The sequence below is a fragment of the Enterobacter sp. 04-C-12-SI-ECC genome (assembly GCF_047530715.1).
GTDB classification, from domain to species: Bacteria; Pseudomonadota; Gammaproteobacteria; order Enterobacterales; family Enterobacteriaceae; genus Enterobacter; species Enterobacter bugandensis.
Genome location: NZ_JBLKDI010000002.1, coordinates 154,993 through 176,568, shown reverse-complemented (window position 1 = coordinate 176,568; position 21,576 = coordinate 154,993). Strand labels below are relative to the sequence as shown.

The 21,576-nt window shown below is 43.8% G+C and carries 17 protein-coding genes; all 17 read left to right on the top strand.

Annotation, left to right across the window (positions count from 1 at the left end; translation table 11 throughout):
* Positions 1–16: 16 nt before the first annotated feature.
* The 17 genes from wcaK to gndA all read left to right on the top strand — a co-directional run bounded on the left by wcaK (position 17) and on the right by gndA (position 21,420).
* Positions 17–1,297, top strand: coding sequence for a colanic acid biosynthesis pyruvyl transferase WcaK (gene wcaK, locus ACMWL8_RS04120; RefSeq protein WP_045260411.1), 1,281 nt, complete (start codon positions 17–19; stop codon positions 1,295–1,297).
* Positions 1,294–2,514: a colanic acid biosynthesis glycosyltransferase WcaL gene (wcaL, locus tag ACMWL8_RS04115; protein ID WP_045260410.1), complete on the top strand. Its 1,221-nt coding sequence runs from the start codon at positions 1,294–1,296 to the stop codon at positions 2,512–2,514. Before wcaK ends, wcaL begins: the two co-directional genes overlap by 4 nt.
* Positions 2,515–2,526: 12 nt before the next feature.
* Complete coding sequence (wcaM, locus tag ACMWL8_RS04110; RefSeq protein ID WP_041909137.1) at positions 2,527–3,918, top strand: colanic acid biosynthesis protein WcaM; 1,392 nt, start codon at positions 2,527–2,529, stop codon at positions 3,916–3,918.
* 176 nt (positions 3,919–4,094) lie between these two features.
* Positions 4,095–4,991 (top strand): GalU regulator GalF, encoded by an 897-nt coding sequence (gene galF / locus ACMWL8_RS04105; protein ID WP_041909139.1) that lies wholly within the window; start codon positions 4,095–4,097, stop codon positions 4,989–4,991.
* A gap of 381 nt (positions 4,992–5,372) precedes the next feature.
* Positions 5,373–6,317, top strand: coding sequence for an NAD-dependent epimerase/dehydratase family protein (locus ACMWL8_RS04100; RefSeq protein WP_045260409.1), 945 nt, complete (start codon positions 5,373–5,375; stop codon positions 6,315–6,317).
* On the top strand, positions 6,317–7,360 hold the full coding sequence (locus tag ACMWL8_RS04095) for an MraY family glycosyltransferase (RefSeq protein ID WP_045260408.1): 1,044 nt from the start codon (positions 6,317–6,319) through the stop codon (positions 7,358–7,360). Before ACMWL8_RS04100 ends, ACMWL8_RS04095 begins: the two co-directional genes overlap by 1 nt.
* On the top strand, positions 7,353–7,913 hold the full coding sequence (locus ACMWL8_RS04090; RefSeq protein ID WP_045260407.1) for a sugar O-acyltransferase: 561 nt from the start codon (positions 7,353–7,355) through the stop codon (positions 7,911–7,913). The genes ACMWL8_RS04095 and ACMWL8_RS04090 overlap by 8 nt, the downstream gene beginning before the upstream one ends.
* Positions 7,914–7,951: 38 nt before the next feature.
* Positions 7,952–9,838 (top strand): polysaccharide biosynthesis protein, encoded by a 1,887-nt coding sequence (locus tag ACMWL8_RS04085; protein ID WP_052682980.1) that lies wholly within the window; start codon positions 7,952–7,954, stop codon positions 9,836–9,838.
* A 104-nt stretch (positions 9,839–9,942) separates the two neighbouring features.
* Positions 9,943–11,028 carry a dTDP-glucose 4,6-dehydratase gene (gene rfbB / locus ACMWL8_RS04080; RefSeq protein ID WP_045260405.1) on the top strand — a complete coding sequence of 362 codons (1,086 nt, stop codon included), beginning with the start codon at positions 9,943–9,945 and terminating at the stop codon, positions 11,026–11,028.
* The gene (rfbA, locus tag ACMWL8_RS04075; RefSeq protein WP_045260404.1) at positions 11,028–11,894 is read left to right on the top strand and encodes a glucose-1-phosphate thymidylyltransferase RfbA; all 867 of its coding nucleotides are present in this window, start codon (positions 11,028–11,030) and stop codon (positions 11,892–11,894) included. The genes rfbB and rfbA overlap by 1 nt, the downstream gene beginning before the upstream one ends.
* A 79-nt stretch (positions 11,895–11,973) precedes the next feature.
* Positions 11,974–13,134: a glycosyltransferase gene (locus ACMWL8_RS04070; protein WP_235428250.1), complete on the top strand. Its 1,161-nt coding sequence runs from the start codon at positions 11,974–11,976 to the stop codon at positions 13,132–13,134.
* Positions 13,131–14,150, top strand: coding sequence for a glycosyltransferase (locus tag ACMWL8_RS04065; RefSeq protein ID WP_072049685.1), 1,020 nt, complete (start codon positions 13,131–13,133; stop codon positions 14,148–14,150). The genes ACMWL8_RS04070 and ACMWL8_RS04065 overlap by 4 nt, the downstream gene beginning before the upstream one ends.
* A complete protein-coding gene (gene cpsB, locus ACMWL8_RS04060) occupies positions 14,132–15,568 on the top strand; it encodes a mannose-1-phosphate guanyltransferase (protein WP_045260403.1) in 1,437 nt (478 codons plus the stop codon). The genes ACMWL8_RS04065 and cpsB overlap by 19 nt, the downstream gene beginning before the upstream one ends.
* A 70-nt stretch (positions 15,569–15,638) precedes the next feature.
* Positions 15,639–17,009, top strand: coding sequence for a phosphomannomutase CpsG (cpsG, locus tag ACMWL8_RS04055; RefSeq protein WP_045260402.1), 1,371 nt, complete (start codon positions 15,639–15,641; stop codon positions 17,007–17,009).
* Positions 17,010–17,124: 115 nt separating this feature from the next.
* A complete protein-coding gene (locus tag ACMWL8_RS04050) occupies positions 17,125–18,453 on the top strand; it encodes a hypothetical protein (protein ID WP_045260401.1) in 1,329 nt (442 codons plus the stop codon).
* Positions 18,454–18,455: 2 nt separating this feature from the next.
* Entirely contained in the window at positions 18,456–19,673 is a 1,218-nt protein-coding gene (locus ACMWL8_RS04045) for a transporter (RefSeq protein ID WP_045260400.1), read from the top strand.
* 340 nt (positions 19,674–20,013) lie between these two features.
* Entirely contained in the window at positions 20,014–21,420 is a 1,407-nt protein-coding gene (gene gndA / locus ACMWL8_RS04040) for an NADP-dependent phosphogluconate dehydrogenase (RefSeq protein WP_028013772.1), read from the top strand.
* Positions 21,421–21,576: the final 156 nt, after the last annotated feature.

Here is a 21,576-nt window from a genome sequence, read left to right as displayed (position 1 = left end):
TCTTTAAGAGGCCATTATGAAATTATTAATTCTTGGCAACCATACCTGCGGCAACCGTGGCGACAGCGCCATCCTGCGCGGTTTACTGGATGCAATTAACACCCTTAAGCCTGAGACCGAAGTGGACGTGATGAGCCGTTATCCGGTCAGCTCATCCTGGTTACTGAACCGCCCGGTGATGGGCGACCCGCTCTACAGCCAGATGAAACAGCACAACAACGCCGCGGGCGTGATGGGGCGCGTGAAGAAAGTGCTGCGCCGTCGCTACCAGCATCAGGTGCTGCTTTCCCGGGTGACCGATACCGGTAAACTGCGCAACATTGCTATCGCGCAGGGCTTTACGGACTTCGTACGTCTGCTTTCCGGCTATGACGCCATTATTCAGGTCGGCGGCTCGTTCTTCGTCGATCTCTACGGCGTGCCGCAGTTTGAGCATGCGCTGTGCGCGTTCATGGCGAAAAAGCCGCTGTTTATGATCGGCCACAGCGTCGGGCCGTTCCAGGATCCGCAGTTTAACCAGCTCGCAAATTATGTGTTTGGCCACTGCGACGCGCTGATCCTGCGCGAATCGGTCAGCCTCGACATGATGAAGCGTAGCGAAATTGACACCTCTAAAGTAGAACACGGCGTGGATACCGCCTGGCTGGTGGATCACCAGGACGATAACTTCCAGCCGAGCTACGCGGTGCAGCACTGGCTCGACGTGACGGCGAAACAAAAAACCGTTGCGATTACCCTGCGTGAACTCGCCCCGTTCGATAAGCGTCTTGGCACCACCCAGGCAGCCTATGAGAAAGCGTTCGCCGACGTAGTGAACCGCGTACTGGACAGCGGTTATCAGGTGCTGGCGCTCTCAACCTGTACCGGTATCGACAGCTACAACAAAGATGACCGCATGGTGGCGCTGAACCTGCGCAACCTGGTGAACGACCCGTCCCGCTATCACGTGGTGATGGACGAGCTGAACGACCTGGAGATGGGCAAACTGCTCGCAGCCTGCGACCTGACGGTGGGTACCCGACTGCACTCGGCGATTATCTCCATGAACTTTGGCACGCCGGCCATCGCCATTAACTATGAGCACAAGTCCGCCGGGATTATGCAGCAGCTTGGCATGCCGGAGATGGCCGTGGATATTCGTCATCTGCTGGACGGATCGCTCGGTGCAATGGTGGGGGACACGCTGGGTCAACTGCCCGCGATCAATGAACGCCTGGCGGTGGCGGTGAAAGCCGAGCGCGAGAAGGGCATTGACATGGTGAAGTCGGTACTTGACCGCGTGCGGGAGGGGAAATGAAGGTTGGTTTCTTCTTGCTGAAATTTCCGCTGTCGTCTGAGACCTTTGTACTGAACCAAATCACCGCGTTTATCGATATGGGATATGACGTGGAGATCGTCGCCCTGCAAAAGGGCGACACCAAAAATACCCATGCGGCGTATACCCAGTATGGGCTGGAGGCGAAGACCCGCTGGCTGCAGGACGAACCGGCCGGGAAGCTGAGCAAGCTGCGCTACCGGGCCAGCCAGACGTTACGCGGGATCCACCGCGCGTCGACGTGGCGCGCACTGAACGTTTCCCGCTATGGATCGGAATCTCGCAATTTAATTCTGTCGGCCATCTGCGGGCAAACGGCGCAGCCGTATCGTGCCGACGTGTTTATCGCCCACTTTGGACCGGCGGGGGTCACCGCCGCGAAACTGCGTGAGCTTGGCGTAATTGACGGCAAAATTGCGACCATCTTCCACGGTATCGACATTTCCAGCCGCGAGGTGCTCAACCACTACACGCCGGAGTATCAGCAGCTTTTCCGCCGCGGTGACATGATGCTGCCCATCAGCGACCTGTGGGCCGGTCGCCTAAAAAGCATGGGCTGTCCGGGGGAGAAAATTGCCGTGTCGCGTATGGGCGTGGATTTAACGCGCTTCACTCGCCGCCCGGTTAAGGTGCCGGGAAAACCGCTGCAGATCATCTCCGTAGCCCGTCTGACCGAGAAGAAAGGTCTGCACGTGGCCATCGAAGCCTGCCGACAGCTGAAGGCGCGCGGGGTAGCGTTCCACTATCGCATTCTCGGCATTGGCCCGTGGGAACGTCGTCTGCGCACGCTTATCGAACAGTATCAGCTGGACGATGTCGTCGAGATGCCGGGCTTCAAGCCGAGCCATGAGGTTAAAGCCATGCTCGATGAGGCGGACGTGTTCCTGCTGCCTTCTGTAACGGGCGCCGATGGCGATATGGAAGGCATTCCGGTGGCGCTGATGGAGGCGATGGCCGTTGGGATCCCGGTGGTATCGACGCTGCACAGCGGGATCCCGGAGCTGATCAAATCTGATCATTCCGGCTGGCTGGTGCCGGAGAATAACGCGATGGCTCTTGCAGATCGATTGGCTGCCTTTAGCGACATCGACCAGCAGGCGCTGGAGCCCGTGCTCCAGAATGCCCGACAAAAAGTTGAAACCGATTTTAACCAGCAGGTAATCAATCGCCAGTTAGCGAGCCTGCTGCAAACGCTGTAACGCCGAGGTTGTATGCTGAAAAAGATTACCCGACGCACCTTTGTCTCTTCTCTGTCCGTTCTGGCGGCCTCGCCGCTGCTGTCGTCCCGCATGGCGCGGGCGGCAAGCGGAAAGACGGTCTCCATTAATCAGTACAATAACAATGACTGGATCGCCGCTTTTAAGCAGGCGTTTAAGGACGGTGACACCGTCGTTGTCCCGGCCGGACTTACCTGCGAAAACATCAATACGGGCATTTTCATTCCCGACGGTAAAACGCTGCTGATCCGCGGAGCGTTGACCGGCAACGGACGTGGGCGTTTTGTGCTGCAGGAAGGCTGCAAAGTGATCGGTGAAGGCAGTGGGCGCACGGAGAACATCACGCTCGACGTTCGCGGCTCGGACTGCGCGATCAAAGGGCTGGCAATGAGCGGATTTGGGCCGGTGACGCAGATTTACATTGGTGGCAAGAAACCTCGCGTGATGCGCAATCTGGTGATTGATAACATCAGCGTGAGCCAGGCTAACTACGCCATCCTGCGCCAGGGCTTTCACAATCAGGTTGATGGCGCCCGGATCACCAACAGCAAATTCAGCCATCTGCAGGGCGATGCGATCGAGTGGAACGTTGCCATCAATGACCGCAATATTCTCATCTCCGATCATGTGATCGATAACATCAACTGCACCAACGGCAAGATCAACTGGGGCATCGGCATCGGCCTCGCCGGCAGCACCTACGATAACGACTACCCGGAAAAGCAAACCGTGAAGAACTTCGTGGTGGCAAATATCACCGGCAGCAACTGTCGCCAGCTGGTGCACGTTGAGAACGGGAAACACTTTGTTATCCGCAATATAAAGGCCAAAAATATTACCCCCGATTTTAGTAAAAAGGCGGGTATAGACAACGCAACGGTCGCCATTTATGGCTGTGATAATTTCATTATTGATAATGTCGACATGGTCAATAGTGCCGGAATGTTAATCGGCTATGGCGTTATTAAAGGCGATTATTTGTCCATCCCGCAGAACTTCAAGCTTAACAATATCCATCTGGATAATCGCCAGCTAGCGTATAAGCTGCGCGGAATTCAAATTTCATCCGGTAATGCGACCTCCTTTGTCGCGATCACCAACGTGGAGATGAAGCGGGCGACGCTTGAGCTGCACAATAAGCCGCAGCATCTTTTCTTACGTAATATCAATGTGATGCAGGAGGCAGCTATTGGCCCCGCGCTGAAGATCAACTTCGACCTGCGTAAAGATGTGCGGGGTAAATTTATGGCCAAAGACGAAACCTTGCTGTCGCTGGCGAACATCAAAGCGGTGAATGAGAAAGGGCAGAGTTCGGTGGATATTGACCGGGTGGATCAGCAGGTAGTGAATGTGGAAAGGCTGAATTTTGCGCTTCCGCACAGATAATCGACAACTTTCTTTTTTGAGACTATTCCTGGCACAGAAGTGTGATCTATTCAGATTGCAACTACAGAAATTTGTGGGGCTAAGGCGTAACATTGCCAGAGGATTACGGCAAATCATGCTGGCGAAAACAGGTTTAAGAGCTATAATTCGTCAACCATTTTAAGGTGGAAGAAATAATGATTAATTTGAAAGCAGTCATTCCGGTAGCAGGCCTGGGCATGCATATGCTGCCCGCCACTAAAGCCATTCCTAAAGAGATGCTGCCGATCGTCGACAAACCGATGATTCAATACATCGTCGACGAGATTGTTGCTGCAGGGATCAAAGAAATCGTCCTGGTTACCCATTCGTCCAAGAATGCGGTTGAGAACCACTTCGACACCTCTTACGAACTCGAAGCGCTGCTTGAGCAGCGCGTCAAACGCCAGCTGCTGGCAGAAGTGCAGTCTATCTGTCCGCCAGGCGTAACCATTATGAACGTGCGTCAGGCACAGCCGCTGGGTCTGGGTCACTCGATTTTGTGTGCCCGTCCGGTAGTGGGTGATAACCCGTTCATCGTTGTTCTTCCTGACATCATCATCGATACCGCTTCAGCCGATCCGCTGCGTTACAACCTGGCGGCAATGGTGGCTCGTTTCAATGAAACGGGCCGTAGTCAGGTACTGGCGAAACGCATGAAGGGCGATCTCTCCGAGTACTCCGTTATCCAGACAAAAGAAGCGCTGGAGACGGAAGGGCAGGTGAGCCGCATCGTTGAATTCATCGAAAAACCCGATCAGCCGCAGACGCTGGATTCGGATCTGATGGCGGTTGGCCGTTATGTCCTGAATGCCGATATCTGGGCGGAGCTGGAAAAAACTGAGCCAGGCGCCTGGGATCGTATCCAGTTGACCGATGCAATTGCAGCACTGGCGAAAAAACAGTCCGTTGACGCAATGCTGATGACAGGTGACAGCTACGACTGTGGTAAGAAGCTGGGATACATGCAGGCGTTTGTGAACTATGGGCTGCGCAACCTGAAGGAAGGGGCGAAGTTCAGAAGCCGGATTGAGAAGCTGTTGGCTAACGACTGATATTCCTTCCGCATCCAGAACAAACGGCAGTTATCATTTTTGGTGTTGAGACATAACCAAAATGATAACTGCCGTTTTTTGTTATTAATTTTAATGATTACATAGGGTTATCTGATTCAAATCTCAGCAGCTTTGTAGCGATTTGTGCTTGTTTCTGAGGTCGTTTAGGACGACAATTAACGCCAGTTTTTGTCTGTAACCAGACAAGCAAAATCATTAATCAAACATCGCTCAGTGCACTGGTAGCTGTTAAGCCAGGGGCGGTAGCGTGCCTGGCATTTACAATTGAATTTTAAACGAACAGTTGTGAACGAGACAGTTTCACGCAAATCTGCACTACGTGCGGGCGTAAATATCAGATTGAGCCGATAGGGGATGTCAATGAAAGTAATGGTGACGGGCGGGACCGGGTTTCTTGGAACTGCTTTAGTCCAGGCGTTGAAGTCATCAGGACACGAGGTGATATTAACAACGCGCAAGCAGGAGAATCCTGAACAGGGCATTTACAACCTGGGTGATATCTCAGCCAATACCAACTGGTTAAATCTCCTGCAAGGATGCGACACTGTCATTCATACCGCAGGAAGGGCGCATATCCTTAATGATGATGCTCAGGACGCTTTAGCGGAATTTCGCCGTGTCAATCACGACGCAACGATGAAATTAGCGAGCGATGCTGCGACCAGCGGAGTTAAACATTTTATCTTTGTAAGCTCAATCGGCGTTAACGGTAATGCCACCTCAGGGATCCCATTTACTGAGGCCTCGGAGCCACAACCCACCTCTGATTACGCCATTTCCAAGCGAGAAGCCGAGCAGAGTCTGCTTAATCAATTTGCAGAAAGCGATATGGCGATCACCATTGTTCGCCCGGCATTGATTTGTGGTGAAAATGCACCGGGTAATATACAGCGCCTTTTAAAACTGGTTTCTAAAAACCTACCGTTGCCATTTAAAAATGTCAGGAACAAGCGAGCGCTGGTGTCTCTGGATAATGTCGTCAGTTTCATCAGCGAATGCGTGGTAAATGAGAAATCCAAAAATCAACTCTATTTACTCGCCGATGCAGAACGTCCTTCAACCGAAGATATGATTAATGCCTTTGCCTCAGGAATGGGCATTAAAGCGAAACTGGTCTCATTTCCAACGGGTATCTTCAGGTTATTGCTTTCTTCAGTTGGTAAACGAGGTATTTACGATCAGCTGTTTGGCGATCTGGAAGTCGATGCCTCTAAATCCCGGAAACATTTAAACTGGACGCCCCCGATAACCCTTTTTGAAACGATGAAAAAAACGGCGAAATATTATATCGAAGGTAATAAATAATGATGAGTTTTGGGATTGTGATATTCGCTTTTTTAGTATCATGCGCGCTGACCTGGGGGCTACGTGGTTATGCCATTAAGCATAACGTTATTGACCGTCCAAACCAGCGAAGTTCGCATTCGGTACCAACCCCACGAGGGGGCGGAGTGGCTATCGTTCTGACGCTCCTGGCGGCGTTAGTCTGGTTTTATTTCAGCCGCGCGCTGACGCTGGATAGCTTCCTGGGTTTATTTATTCCAGGATTGATTGTTGCCATCATCGGTTTCCTTGACGATCACGGCCATATCGCGGCACGCTGGCGTCTGCTGATGCATTTCCTTGCGGCAGCAATCGGCATCTATTTCTTAGGTTCTTTCCCTGTCATTACGCTGTTTGGTTATGACGTTTCCTTATCCTGGGTTGGTATGATTCTGGGCTGCGTTTATCTGGTCTGGATGCTTAACTTATATAATTTTATGGATGGGATTAATGGCTTAGCTAGCTCGGAGGCCATCACCTTTGCTGCATGTAGTGCGGTATTGATGGCTATCAACCCGTATACAGACGCGCCAGGCACTCTTTATCCTCTCACGCTTGCCCTTATTGGTGCCGGAGCCGGCTTTCTTGTCTGGAACTTCCCGGTCGCGAAAATCTTCATGGGCGATGCCGGAAGTGGTTTTCTTGGGATAACAATCGGACTGATGATCCTGCATATTGCGAAAGTTGACTCGCACTTCTTTATTGCAGAATTATGCTTGCTGGGCATATTTATCGTCGATGCCACGACAACGCTATTGAGGAGGCTCGTAGCAGGTAAAAAGGTCTATGAAGCACATGCCAGCCATGGCTACCAAATCTTCGCAAGAAAATATGGCAGCCACGTTCCGGTGACATCATTGGCAATTGCCGTCAATCTGCTGTGGCTTTTCCCCTTCGCCTTTTTTATTGCCTCAGGCAAAATTGATGGTGTTGTGGGGCTGCTTATCGCCTGGTTCCCGCTTCTCGTTGTTGCACTGAAATGTGGTGCAGGAGTTAAAGACAAAGAGAGCAACGTCAATGCATGACTTATTGATTTTGGGCGCGGGTGGTCATGGCCGTACGCTGTACGAGACAGCGAGACTGCTGGGATATAAGGATATCGTTTTCCTCGATGATAATACCTCTGCCAGCCAGGAAATTAATCAGCTGATTATTGGAAAAATTTCCGAACTACAGTTACATATTGGTAAGGTTAGTCATGTCGCTATTGGCATCGGAAACAATAAAGTCAGAGAGCAGCTCTATCAGCAACTGCTCGGCTTAGGTATTCATCCTGTAACGCTTATACATCCCTTTGCATTTGTCAGTCCATCGGCGACCCTTGCTGAGGGAACTGTTGTGTTAGCGGGAGCTGTAGTGGGTGCCAATGCAAAATTAGGTTTGGCGACGATTGTGAATAGCCACTCGACAATAGATCACGATGCCATTCTTGGTGATTTCGCTCATTTAGGTGTTGGTGTCCATCTTGCGGGCAGCGCTGTGATTGGGAAAGCAGCGTTTCTCCAGGCGGGGACAGTGGGCGGTTATAATACTAAAGTAGACGATTACTCAGTGTGTCCTGCTGGTACTATTTTATAAACTGAATGCAAGCTTTAGTGAGGCGACCAGTTTTTAGTATGCTAAATTATTTAATATCTTTACCACGACCAATAAAACGTATTATCACACTCTCTATAGATGTTGTGCTTCTGTTGTGCGCTTTTTGGTTTGCATTTTGGGTGCGTATTGATTCAATGACTCCATTATATAGTACGGAGCATTGGCTTTTTATTTTCTCAATTATTTTAGTTACTCTGGCAATATTTGTTAAATTAGGACTGTATCGGGCAGTAATCCGTTATATTACTGCCAAGATATTATTGGTCGTAACGATGGGGATGGTCATATCGTCCATTTTACTTATTATCGCAGCGTTCTATACCAACCTCTATTTGCCGAGAACGATTCCTTTTATCTATTTCTCATTCGGTCTACTGCTTATTGCCGGATCACGGCTTGGAATGAGGATGTTGGTGAATCGTGGGTTGAATCTGGGTACTCGGGTAGTTATTTATGGTGCAGGTGCATCGGGTCGTCAATTACTGCCTGCGCTGAGCCAGATGGACGAATATTACCCCGTTGCTTTTGTCGACGATAATCGCGCCCTGCAAGGTCAGGTGATTCACGGAGTAAGCGTCTTCGCACCAGAAAAACTGCCCTGGCTGGTTGAGAAATACGAAGCGAAGAAAATTCTGTTGGCCATGCCAAGCGCAAGCCGGGCAAGAAAGAACGAAGTCATTAAAACCCTGGAAGGTCTGCCGTGCGAAGTGCTCTCCATACCGGGAATGGTCGATCTGGTGGAGGGGAAGGCAAGTATTGATTCCTTGCGGAAAGTCGTTATTACAGACCTGCTGGGCCGCGATCCTGTCTCACCCATTCCGGAACTGATATCGCGTAATATCAACGGGAAAACAGTGATGGTTACCGGGGCAGGGGGGTCTATAGGGTCTGAACTATGCCGACAGATAATTAAAAATAAGCCAAACCAGCTTATTCTGTTCGAACTGTCCGAATTCTCCCTCTATTCCATTGATTCCGAACTGCGTAACCTGAATCTGGGTCAGGATTTTAAGGTTAAAATCTATCCGATCCTCGGAAACGTTCAGGATAAAGAGCATCTCGAAAGGTTAATCAGAGCATTCAACGTCGACACAATTTATCATGCTGCGGCGTACAAGCATGTACCGCTTGTCGAGTTCAACGTACTTGATGGCGTGCGCAATAATATCTTTGGTACGTTGAGCTGCGCTCAGGCTGCGGCAAGTTGCGGTGTTGAAAACTTTGTTCTGATTTCGACTGATAAAGCCGTTCGCCCTACCAACACCATGGGGGCGACCAAGCGCATGGCGGAGCTGGTGCTGCAAGCGCTGGCGAAGGAATCCAGTAAAACCTGCTTCAGTATGGTTCGTTTCGGCAACGTGTTAGGCTCATCAGGCTCAGTTGTGCCGTTATTTGAAAAACAGATTGCTGCAGGTGGACCGGTGACGCTGACTCACGAAGATATCACGCGTTACTTTATGACCATTCCTGAAGCGGCTCAATTGGTTATCCAGGCGGGAGCCATGGGCACGGGCGGCGATGTTTTTGTTCTGGATATGGGGGAACCCGTCAAGATCATCGACCTTGCGCACCGCATGATTACGTTGCAAGGGCTTACCGTTCGCGATGATAAAAACCCTTATGGTGATATTGCGATAAAAACAACGGGTCTGCGGCCTGGTGAGAAACTGTATGAAGAGTTGCTTATCGGAGACAATGTATCCGTTACGCAGCACCCGCGTATCAGGACTGCTAACGAGGTGATGTTGCCGTGGAGTGAGATGAGCATTATTCTCCACGATCTCGACAAAGCATGCAGCGAGTTCGACTACGAACGCGTGCGTGAGATACTCTTGCAGGCACCTGCCGCGTTCAATCCAACTGATGGTATCTGTGATTTACTCTGGAATGAAAATGTGAATTAAAAAAGTGTATCGTCGCCTTTGTCTACCCTGTTTACTTATCTTAAGTAAATAGAGAAGTAGGTACGTCATCTTTTGTTTCAGAAAACATTAAGAGCGAAATAAACGTGAAAATACTGGTCACAGGTGGAGCTGGCTTTATCGGATCTGCAGTTGTACGACACATTATTAATCATACGCAGGACACTGTGATTAATGTTGATAAACTGACTTACTCCGGCAATCTTGAAACGGTAGCCTCTGTAGCAGATAGCGATCGTTATTATTTTGAACAAGCTGATATTTGCGATAACGTGGCAATTGAACGTATTTTGTCATGTCATAAACCTGATGCTGTGATGCATCTGGCGGCTGAGAGTCATGTTGATCGTTCAATAAATGGTCCTGCAGCCTTTATCGAGACTAATATTATCGGCACTTATGTGCTATTAGAAGCTAGCCGAAAATACTGGTTCGAACTGAGCGCGGAGAGAAAAAAGGCATTCCGCTTCCATCATATATCTACAGATGAAGTGTATGGCGATCTCCCACATCCAGATGAAGTCGCAAAGAACACTGAAGTGCCGCTGTTTACTGAAAAAACTGCATATGCTCCGAGCAGCCCGTATTCTGCTTCAAAAGCTTCCAGTGATCATCTAGTCCGCGCATGGCTGAGAACCTACGGCTTACCTACCATCGTAACCAACTGTTCAAACAACTACGGCCCGTATCATTACCCAGAAAAATTAATCCCATTGGTTATTCTTAATGCTCTGGAAGGTAAAGCTTTGCCAGTGTATGGCAACGGAGATCAAATACGTGACTGGCTGTATGTTGAAGATCACGCCCGTGCTTTATATAAAGTTGTGACGCAAGGTAAAATCGGTGAGACTTATAATATAGGAGGTCATAATGAACAGAAAAACCTCTATGTGGTACTTACCATCTGTGATTTGTTGGATGAATTTATCCCAAAAAACGGCTCTTATCGAAAACAAATATCCTTCATAAAAGACCGACCTGGTCATGACCGTCGTTATGCAATTGATGCTACAAAGATTAGCACGGAACTGGGATGGAAACCACTGGAGACTTTTGAAAGCGGGATTCGTAAAACAGTCGAGTGGTTTCTAGCCAATAGACAATGGTTAGAAAATGTTAATAGCGGAAATTACCACTCCTGGATAAAGCAAAATTACGGGGGCAATAAGTAATGAAGGGGATTATTTTAGCGGGAGGTTCAGGCACGCGATTATATCCAATTACGATGGGCGTGTCGAAACAATTACTCCCTGTTTATGACAAACCGATGATCTATTACCCGCTTTCTGTATTAATGTTGGCTGGAGTAAAAGACATTTTGATTATTACTACACCAGAAGATCAACCAGGATTTATACGTCTGCTCGGTGATGGTAATCATTTTGGCATAAACATAAAATATTCAATCCAACCCAGCCCTGATGGTTTAGCTCAAGCATTTATCATTGGTGACAAGTTTATTGGTAATGATTCTGTTTGTTTGGTTCTTGGGGATAATATATTCTTCGGTCAAGGGTTTACACCTAAATTAAAAACAGCAGCAAGTAGAAGTAAGGGCGCTACTGTATTTGGTTATCAGGTTATGAATCCAGAGAGTTTTGGTGTCGTCGAATTTGACAAAAATTACGCGGCCTTGAGTATTGAAGAAAAACCGGAAACGCCTAGATCCAATTGGGCAGTGACAGGTCTGTATTTCTACGATAATAAAGTTATTGATATAGCAAAAAATATAAGGCCGTCATCCCGAGGTGAGCTTGAAATTACAACTGTAAACCAAGTTTATCTAGAAAATAATATGTTGACAGTAGAGTTGTTAGGTCGAGGGTTTGCTTGGCTTGATACGGGTACTCATGACAGTTTGATTGAGGCAGGAAGCTTTGTTGAGACGGTACAGAAGCGTCAGGGTATGATGATAGCGTGCCTGGAGGAAATAGCCTGGAGAAATGGCTGGCTAAGCGATGAAGATTTATATACAAGAGCGAAGATATTAGGGAAAACAAACTATGGTGCATATTTGCTAAAATTGATTAATAGATAAAAATAATTTATCAATTTGATGCTGTATGACATCTTTTGCATTTATGTGCCTTATATAATATAAGAATCAGATAGGTTGGATGATGAAGAAAATTTTATTTGTAACTGCGCGTTTTCCTTGGCCAATCATTACAGGGGATGCTCTCCGTGCCTATAATCAAATAAAAGAGCTTTCGAAAAACAATTTAGTTGATGTTTTTTCTGTAGAAAAAGCAAACATTTCAAATGATAGTGTTAGTAATTGTATTAATTTTTGTGATTCTGGTAATTTATCTAAGATTAGAAAAATAAAGAATATAATTATAAATTCTGGAAAAACTGCGTTGCAGTGTGCGATGTATAATGATAAAAAGTCTTGGGGCAAATTAAAGAATCTTTTGATTGCAAATAATTATGACATCATAATTTTTCAGTTAGTTAGATTAGAATATCTTATATATAAAACTATTTCTTTAAGACAAGAACAAGGTATTAAGTCGTTAATTTATTGTGATTTTGTTGATGCTCTTTCATTAAATATGCAAAATAGAGCTGCAACAGAAAAATTTTTTATGAAGAAAATATGCGATTTCGAAAGTAAAAAACTATCTGTCGTTGAGAGAACAATATACGAAGTAATTGATGCAGGACTTATAATTTCAGAAAGAGATGCTAATTATATAGGTAGAAAAGATTTTAAAATTATACCTAATGGCGTGAGCATTCCTACAATAAACAGAACTAAAAAAAATGACGATGACATTATAAATTTAGCCTTTTGGGGTAATATGAGCTATTATCCTAATGTTAAAGCTGCAATCTTTTTAGCTAATTTGTACAGCGAGCTACCTAAAGGGAAATTCAAGCTCCATATTGTCGGTGCTCAACCATGTAAACAAGTTTTGGCTTTGCATAAACCAAATGAAATTATCATTCATGGGTATGTCGATGATTTGAAAAACTTGCTGGCGAGTATGGATATAGCTGTATTTCCTATTTTCGACGGTTCCGGGCTTCAGAATAAAGTATTAGAAGCATTTGCATTGGGCCTACCAGTAATAACTACTAATATAGTCCTGGATTCAATGCCAAAACTCAGTGAATACGCTATAGTTGCCAATAGCAAATCTGAATTTATGCGTTCTATCGAATTTTTTGAGCGTAAAGATGAGGTGATTAATAAAAATTCTCTTTGTGCGATAGATGTATTGAAGAAAGATTATAACTGGAATCTTATAAACTGTGTGACAGGAATGAAATGAAAAAAGTATTGTTATTCAATTTTTATAAGGGAATATTATACAGAGGTATTCCAATCTATTCATCGAACTTAATTACAGCATTAGAAAAGAAAGGATGCATAGTTAATGAGTGGAGTTGTCCAAAGTTTGCACATAAATTACCTAGAGCTATTATAGACGTACTGTTTGTTTTCTGTGAACAAGTTATTGTTCCTATTTTAACTATTTTGGGACAGTATGAAAAAGTCATATATCCTTATAACTCATGTTCTTTAATATCAGCTTTTTCAAAAAAATCGCTATTGATAATTCATGATTTTATCCCTAATAAAAGAATTAAGACAAGACTCAGTGTTTCCGCATTATACATTGTACTGACTCAACGATTTCATGCTTTCTTGAAGAGAGATGTTGCATTTGTCTCAGCAACAACAAAAAGAATTGGAATGAATGTCAATTGGTTAAAAGAGTGTAATGTTTATCTTTTCCCTAATTCTTTTTATCAATTGGAAGCTAAATTAACACAAAATAGTGATCAAAAATGCAATACTGAATCCTATGCAGTGTTGATTTCAGGAAATGGTTCTAATAAAGAATTTGACCACGCGATGCATTTATGGAAAAGATGCACATATGCGACCTCACACAAGCTTAAAGTTATAGGATTAGGTTCTTATAGAGAATGGGCATTAAATATTCTCAAAGAATTAGAAATTGAAAATGTTCAGGTGCTGCCAATTCTTACGGATGACGAATTATTATCGAAACTAAAGAATGCTTCAATGGTTTGGGCTCATTCGACTCATGAAGGATTTGGAAGGCCAGTTATTGAAGGAAGAATATGCGGAAAAAGTGTTTTAGCGTCAAATATTTCTGCATTTAGAGAACATAGAGACGAAAGTGTTTATTTGTATGACGATTATTCTTTTTGCGAGAAATATCAGTTGGCATATGTAAAAAATGACACTGCAGGTTATAAGATTAAGTATCATATTATTTTAGAGGAAGAGATTGAAAAATGGCTACTAGCAAATTGATACCTATTATAATGGCTGGCGGCACAGGTAGTCGTTTATGGCCACTATCCCGTGAACTTTATCCAAAACAGTTCATACCGGTAAAGGGCGATTACACGATGTTGCAATCAACCATCAACCGCCTGGATGGGCTTGATTGTAGTAATCCTATAGTTATATGTAATGAAAAACATCGTTTTATCGTGGCAGAACAATTACTGCAACTCAATAAGCTGACTAAAAATATTATTCTTGAACCTGCAGGCAGAAATACAGCACCAGCTGTCGCACTTGCTGCGTTAGCAGCGAAAAAAAATGACGCTGAAAGCAATCCATTATTACTGGTGCTTGCTGCCGATCATATTTTCGAGAAAGAGGAAGTTTTCCGAGATGCGATTAAACAAGCAATTCCTTGTGCAAAACAAGGCAAACTTGTAACTTTTGGGATTGTTCCTGATAGAGCTGAGACTGGATATGGTTATATTCTCCGCGGTGATAGTATTAGTCAGAATGGATGTCATGAAGCATATAAGGTCTCAAAATTTGTAGAAAAACCCGATCTGGATACAGCAAAATCTTATGTGAAGAGCGGACAATACTATTGGAATAGCGGTATGTTTCTTTTCCAGGTTGATAGCTATCTGGCAGAATTAAGAAAGTTCAGGCCTGATATTCTTGATGCATGCGAAAACGCAATGAGTGCTATCAATCCCGATCTTGACTTCACCCGAGTTGATGAGAAGTCATTCTTAGCTTGTCCGGATGAGTCGATTGACTATGCTGTGATGGAGAAAACTGGGGACGCCGTTGTGGTTCCAATGGATGCCGGGTGGAGCGACGTTGGATCATGGTCATCATTATGGGATATTAGCCCACATGACATCGATGGGAATGTCCATCGTGGTGATGTAATGAGTTTCCGAACTAAAAATAGTTACATACATTCAGAATCCGGTCTTGTTGCCACTGTGGGAGTGAAAGACCTTATTGTTGTACAGACCAAAGATGCAGTTCTGATTGCTGATAGACATGCTGTACAGGATGTAAAAAAGATAGTCGAGAAAATAAAGGCTGAGGGGCGTTTAGAACATCACAAACACCGCGAAGTTTTTCGACCATGGGGTAAATATGATTCAATTGATACCGGAGAACGCTATCAGGTTAAGCGTATTAGCGTAAAACCGGGGGAGGGGCTATCAGAACAAATGCATCATCACCGTTCTGAACACTGGGTGATTGTGTCTGGAACTGCGAAAGTAAAAATAAACGGTGAAGAAAAAATTCTGTCTGAAAATCAATCCGTTTATATCCCACTTGGGATTGTTCACTCTCTTGAGAACCCCGGGAAAATCATGCTTGAACTGATTGAAGTGCGTTCTGGTTCCTATTTAGAAGAAGATGACGTTATTCGTCTTTCAGACCGCTATGGACGAATTTAGAAATATTCACAGCAAATAAGTTATATGAAAGTTTATGGTAATGATTTACCAAAGATAGATGAGGAAAAAAATGGGTAAATTGACTTGTTTCAAGGCATATGATATACGTGGCCGATTAGGTGATGAACTTAATAATAATATTGCAAAGCGAATCGGTCGAGCCTACGGTGAATATTTGAAACCTAAGACCGTAGTATTAGGAGGCGATGTTCGCCTGACAAGTGAATCTCTAAAAATGTCCCTGGCCGAAGGTTTGCAGGACGCTGGAGTTGACGTACTTGATATTGGAATGACAGGGACCGAAGAAATCTATTTCTCTACATTCCATCTCGGTGTTGACGGTGGAATTGAAGTAACAGCAAGTCATAATCCCATGGATTACAATGGAATGAAGTTAGTTCGCGAAGGAGCCCGACCTATCAGTGGTGATACTGGGCTGCGAGATATACAACGTCTAGCTGAAGATAATCATTTTTTACCAGTAGATACCACGAAGCGTGGAAGTTATAAAAAAATAGATACCAAAAAAGAATATATAGATCATATCCTCAGCTATATCAAGCCTGAAAATATTAAACCATTGAAACTTGTTATCAACTCAGGTAACGGAGCTGCAGGCCCGGTTATTGATCAGATCGAAAAACGTTTCAAGGAAATGCAGATTCCAGTTGAATTTGTGAAAATTCACAATAAGCCTGATGGGAATTTCCCAAATGGTATTCCAAACCCTCTTCTTCATGAATGCCGTGCCGATACAAGAGAAGCCGTTATTCATCACAAGGCAGATATGGGAATTGCATTCGATGGTGATTTTGACAGATGTTTCCTGTTCGATAATGAAGGTAATTTTATTGAGGGTTATTACATTGTCGGGTTGCTTGCAGAATCTTTCCTCGAAAAGCAACCTGGCGCGCGCATCATACATGATCCCCGTCTTTCATGGAATACTATAGATGTGGTTCTGCAAGCAAACGGTACTCCGGTTATGTCGAAAACAGGACATGCTTTTATAAAAGAACGCATGCGTTTGGAAGATGCAGTTTATGGTGGTGAAATGAGTGCCCATCATTATTTTCGTGACTTTGCTTACTGTGATAGTGGAATGATTCCTTGGCTACTTGTAGCCGAGTTGGTGAGTATTAAAAATAAAACGTTGGCAGAACTTGTCCATGATCGAATGAAATCTTTCCCGGCCAGTGGAGAGATTAATAGTATCGTTCAAGATCAAGAAAAAGTTATTTCTGAAATACTTGAGTGTTATAAAAATGATGCCCTGAAAGTAGACTATACTGATGGAATCAGCATTGAATTTTCTGACTGGCGTTTTAATCTCCGAAGCTCAAACACAGAGCCTGTTATCCGCTTGAATGTGGAGTCGCGAGGTAATACTGCTTTAATGGAACTCAAAACAGAAGAGTTACTGAATAAAATTCGAGCATAGTTTGTGTTCTTTATGAGGGGCACATGTATTTGTGCCCCCCCCTTGATATAATATTTATACATTATTAATAATATCTGATACTTTAATCGTGTATGTTGGGAAGTATAAAATTCCTATGAATGAGAAGAGTTTAACAAATAATCACTTCAAAATAAGTGTGCGTTCAGCGTTTATATATTTCCTGCTTACTTTTTCTTTATTGTTGATTTTTTTGACAGTATCGGCAAGTCCCTCATTTTATGAAATTGTAGAGGACATTTTTGCGACTTTTTGCGCTGTTTTTTTATTTGGTGAAATGCTCTATTTCTATATGCATAGAGTGAAGTATATCTCTTTGCAATTGATGTTTGCTTTTGTATTTTCTTTGATTATAGGTATTCCTTCTTTTTATTTGTATTTTTTTAAGAAAGCCTCAAATGGTTTTGAATTGGCTTGTATATGGGGTATGTTGATAAATATCATACTCTATCTTACAGCTATTAAAAGTGTTCACAGGCAACAAATAAAGACTATAAATGGTTTATTTAAAGTTATATTTCTCATTGTAGGTGCCTGTCAGTTAATTAAAATTATTTTTTATTTAAGGTTTATATTGTCTTCAGGCTTAGGTCATTTAGCCATTTATACAGATAGTGAAGAATTACTTGCAAGCATACCTTTTCTTATACGCGCTATTAGTGGTTTTTCATCTATAATGGCTTTAGCTGTCTTTTATTATAAGTCATCGAAGAAATATAAGGTGTTTGCATTTATTTTGCTTGCATCTGATCTTATCATCGGGATAAGAAATAAATTCTTTTTTGCTTTTATCTGTATTATAATTCTCTCATTGTACTCAAACAGGAAAAAAATAACAGCAATATTCGCTAGAATATCCAAGCTACAATATTTATTAATTGGTTTTGTCGGGTTTTCAATAATTTCATACCTTCGTGAAGGATATGAAATCAATTTTATTAGTTATCTTGGAATTGTACTCGACTCTCTGTCGTCTACGCTCGCAGGTTTACAAAATATATACTCTTTGCCCGATGAAAACGGTTGGGCATTACTCAATCCGAACACGATAATATCGCAAGTGTTTCCTCTGAGTGGTTTTGGCTTCATAAGTGATGCTCAAATTGCTCATGAATATTCAACAATAGTGCTTGGGAATGTTGATAACGGGATAGCTTTGTCATCTTCTGGGCTTCTTGAAGCAAGTATCATTAGTTTACATTTCAGTTTGTTTGTTTATCTTGCCTATCTATTGATTATGATTTCGATAATTCAAAGAGGTTTAAATAGTAATTATGCTATTTTTAATTTCTTTGCTCTGGCTATGATGACTGGCTTCTTTTACTCTGTACGTGGAGAATTAATTTTGCCATTTGCTTATGTTTTAAAATCATTACCAATTATATTAATTGCAAACTTGTTGATTCAACTAAAAAGTAGAAATTGAAAATGCTAAAAGATATTCTTAGTGATGGTGTCTTTGCTCTCTTTAACAAGATAAGTTATTTTGGGGCAAAAACACTCGCTATTGTGTTGATCACTCGAGAGCTTGGTGTTGATACAGGAGGTTCATTTATATTTTTAATTGGTACGCTCGAGATATTAAGAGTTGTATCTGATTTTGGTGTGGATATTTTTGTAATCAAGAAATACTCGGATGTAGAAAACCCTATTAAATTATTAAAAAAGGTATTCTTTCAAAAAATATCTATCGGGATATTCGTATCAATATTGTTTTTGGTAATCTGTTATGCATTTGGATACGATAGGGATATATATATTCCGGTTTCTTTATCATTGTTTTTTGCGCTTCTCTTTAACTTATCTAATAGCTACTTCCAATCACAAAATTTGAATAAGGCTTTATCTCCTTCAATAGCGTTAGCACTGGTTTTAACTTTTTTAAGTTACGGCGCTCAGTTTATTTTCAAAATCCCTTTTACTGCCTGGGATTATTTGCTTGCAGAAAGTTTTTTTGTTTCAGCAGTTACAATTCATCTATTTAGAAAAGTTGGCTGGAAAAGTATTCGAACTGTAGGGAATATTACCCCGAAAGATGTATTTACCTTGTATCGGCATACTGTAAGTATAGGCCTAAACGCCATGGTGGTGATTATTTACAGTAGACTGGATAATATATATATAAAAAATATAGTCCCTGAAGGTCTGGCTGCGTATGGACAGATTTTTCGTCTTGTAGATCCATTAGTAATGGTTTCATCATTGTTTTCTACTGTGGCTTATGCGAAGTTTAGTCGCCTGGATTTAAGAAGTCACGGAAACATCACTAAAGTTTATCCTTTTATCTACATGATTCTTGGATATATAACGTTAAGTACAGTGTGTTACTATGCAGTTCTATCTTTCTTTGGTCGGTACTTAATACTTGATAATCAAAATAATAACATAATGATACTCGGGTTTCTGTTAATTGCCGGAATCAAATGTATGAATGGCGCATTAACATCAATCATCCAGTCTCAGGGGTTGTATCGTTTTGGTCTATACATCGCAATAATCTGTATGTGTATAGCTATTCCACTAATGTATATGCTAGTTCATCAATATGGTACCATTGGAGCAATTTTTACAATAGCATCGGTGGAATTTACAAGTATGATTTTATTAGCTGTAAGTATTGGGTTGTTAACAAAGAAAAAAATCTGATTTCTCATTTTCGACCTTTTGATTGCAAATGATATAATTTATATTTCCGTTGGTATCTTTGTTGGTTTGGATGTGTAGGGTGTTAACCATTTAAAGTGAGTATTATAATGAGCCTAAATGTAAGTAATTGTTAGGTGCTCTATTGTACTGGAATATATCATTGATTATTTGTAATTTATTTTCAACTAAACCCCAAAGATCAGAGCATCTATTTCTTAATATGCATTTTGTGTCATTATTGTAAAAATGATATTGCAAATGCTTTCTCTTCTCAAAAATATAAGATAGAATTTATAGATTGTGCTTGCTCAATAATAATGTTACCTGACAGGAGTATGTAATGTCCAAGCAACAGATCGGCGTTGTCGGTATGGCAGTGATGGGGCGCAACCTGGCGCTCAACATCGAAAGCCGTGGTTATACCGTCTCCGTTTTCAACCGCTCCCGTGATAAGACCGAAGAAGTCATTGCCGAGAACCCAGGCAAGAAACTGGTTCCTTTCTATACGGTGAAAGAGTTCGTTGAGTCTCTGGAAACGCCTCGTCGTATCCTGTTAATGGTGAAAGCAGGCGCAGGTACCGATGCAGCTATCGACTCCCTGAAGCCTTACCTCGAAAAAGGCGACATCATCATTGATGGCGGTAACACCTTCTTCCAGGACACCATTCGTCGTAACCGTGAATTGTCCGCTGAAGGCTTCAACTTCATCGGTACCGGTGTTTCCGGTGGTGAAGAGGGCGCGCTGAAAGGCCCATCTATCATGCCTGGTGGCCAGAAAGAAGCGTACGAACTGGTTGCGCCTATTCTGACTAAAATCGCTGCTGTTGCGGAAGATGGCGAGCCGTGTGTGACTTATATCGGTCCGGACGGTGCGGGTCACTATGTCAAAATGGTGCACAACGGCATCGAATACGGCGATATGCAGCTGATTGCAGAAGCATACTCCCTGCTTAAAGGCGGCCTGAATCTCTCTAATGAAGAGCTGGCTGAAACCTTCACCGAGTGGAACAAAGGCGAGCTGAACAGCTACCTGATCGACATCACCAAAGATATCTTCACGAAAAAAGATGAAGAGGGTAAATACCTGGTTGATGTTATTCTGGATGAAGCCGCGAACAAAGGTACCGGTAAATGGACCAGCCAGAGCTCTCTGGATCTGGGCGAACCGCTGTCTCTGATCACCGAATCCGTCTTTGCGCGTTATATCTCTTCTCTGAAAGAACAGCGCGTTGCGGCATCCAAAGTGCTGTCCGGTCCACAGGCTAAACCAGCCGGTGACAAAGCGGAGTTCGTCGAGAAAGTTCGTCGCGCCCTGTACCTGGGTAAAATCGTCTCCTACGCGCAGGGCTTCTCACAGCTGCGTGCGGCGTCTGACGAGAACAACTGGGACCTGAACTACGGCGAGATCGCGAAGATCTTCCGCGCGGGTTGCATCATTCGTGCGCAGTTCCTGCAAAAAATCACCGATGCCTATGCTGAAAACGCAGGTATCGCTAACCTTCTGCTGGCACCGTACTTTAAGAAGATTGCAGACGAGTACCAGCAGGCGCTGCGTGACGTGGTTGCCTACGCTGTACAGAACGGTATCCCGGTTCCAACCTTCTCCGCTGCGGTGGCGTATTACGATAGCTACCGCGCTGCCGTTCTGCCTGCCAACCTGATTCAGGCACAGCGTGACTATTTCGGCGCGCATACTTACAAGCGCACGGATAAAGAAGGCGTGTTCCACACCGAATGGATGGAATAAGTTAACTTACTCGCTATCATCAAACCCGGAGCCTGTCTCCGGGTTTTTTTATGCAAAAAATGCCGCGCATTATTCGAAGTAGTCTGAATCTCATCCCCCTCGTTGTGATTACTCCTGGTTTGCCTTGACAGCGCTGTTTGCCAGGAGGTACAAAGC

Excerpts from the sequence above, each read along its gene's own strand:
- wcaK (WP_045260411.1), top strand. The coding sequence starts at position 17 with ATGAAATTATTAATTCTTGGCAACCATACCTGCGGCAACCGTGGCGAC.
- cpsG (WP_045260402.1), top strand. The coding sequence starts at position 15,639 with ATGGGTAAATTGACTTGTTTCAAGGCATATGATATACGTGGCCGATTA.
- ACMWL8_RS04100 (WP_045260409.1), top strand. The coding sequence starts at position 5,373 with ATGAAAGTAATGGTGACGGGCGGGACCGGGTTTCTTGGAACTGCTTTA.
- ACMWL8_RS04095 (WP_045260408.1), top strand. The coding sequence starts at position 6,317 with ATGATGAGTTTTGGGATTGTGATATTCGCTTTTTTAGTATCATGCGCG.
- gndA (WP_028013772.1), top strand. The coding sequence starts at position 20,014 with ATGTCCAAGCAACAGATCGGCGTTGTCGGTATGGCAGTGATGGGGCGC.
- ACMWL8_RS04065 (WP_072049685.1), top strand. The coding sequence starts at position 13,131 with ATGAAAAAAGTATTGTTATTCAATTTTTATAAGGGAATATTATACAGA.
- ACMWL8_RS04045 (WP_045260400.1), top strand. The coding sequence starts at position 18,456 with ATGCTAAAAGATATTCTTAGTGATGGTGTCTTTGCTCTCTTTAACAAG.
- wcaL (WP_045260410.1), top strand. The coding sequence starts at position 1,294 with ATGAAGGTTGGTTTCTTCTTGCTGAAATTTCCGCTGTCGTCTGAGACC.
- ACMWL8_RS04070 (WP_235428250.1), top strand. The coding sequence starts at position 11,974 with ATGATGAAGAAAATTTTATTTGTAACTGCGCGTTTTCCTTGGCCAATC.
- cpsB (WP_045260403.1), top strand. The coding sequence starts at position 14,132 with ATGGCTACTAGCAAATTGATACCTATTATAATGGCTGGCGGCACAGGT.
- ACMWL8_RS04085 (WP_052682980.1), top strand. The coding sequence starts at position 7,952 with ATGCTAAATTATTTAATATCTTTACCACGACCAATAAAACGTATTATC.
- wcaM (WP_041909137.1), top strand. The coding sequence starts at position 2,527 with ATGCTGAAAAAGATTACCCGACGCACCTTTGTCTCTTCTCTGTCCGTT.
- galF (WP_041909139.1), top strand. The coding sequence starts at position 4,095 with ATGATTAATTTGAAAGCAGTCATTCCGGTAGCAGGCCTGGGCATGCAT.
- ACMWL8_RS04050 (WP_045260401.1), top strand. The coding sequence starts at position 17,125 with ATGAATGAGAAGAGTTTAACAAATAATCACTTCAAAATAAGTGTGCGT.
- ACMWL8_RS04090 (WP_045260407.1), top strand. The coding sequence starts at position 7,353 with ATGCATGACTTATTGATTTTGGGCGCGGGTGGTCATGGCCGTACGCTG.
- rfbA (WP_045260404.1), top strand. The coding sequence starts at position 11,028 with ATGAAGGGGATTATTTTAGCGGGAGGTTCAGGCACGCGATTATATCCA.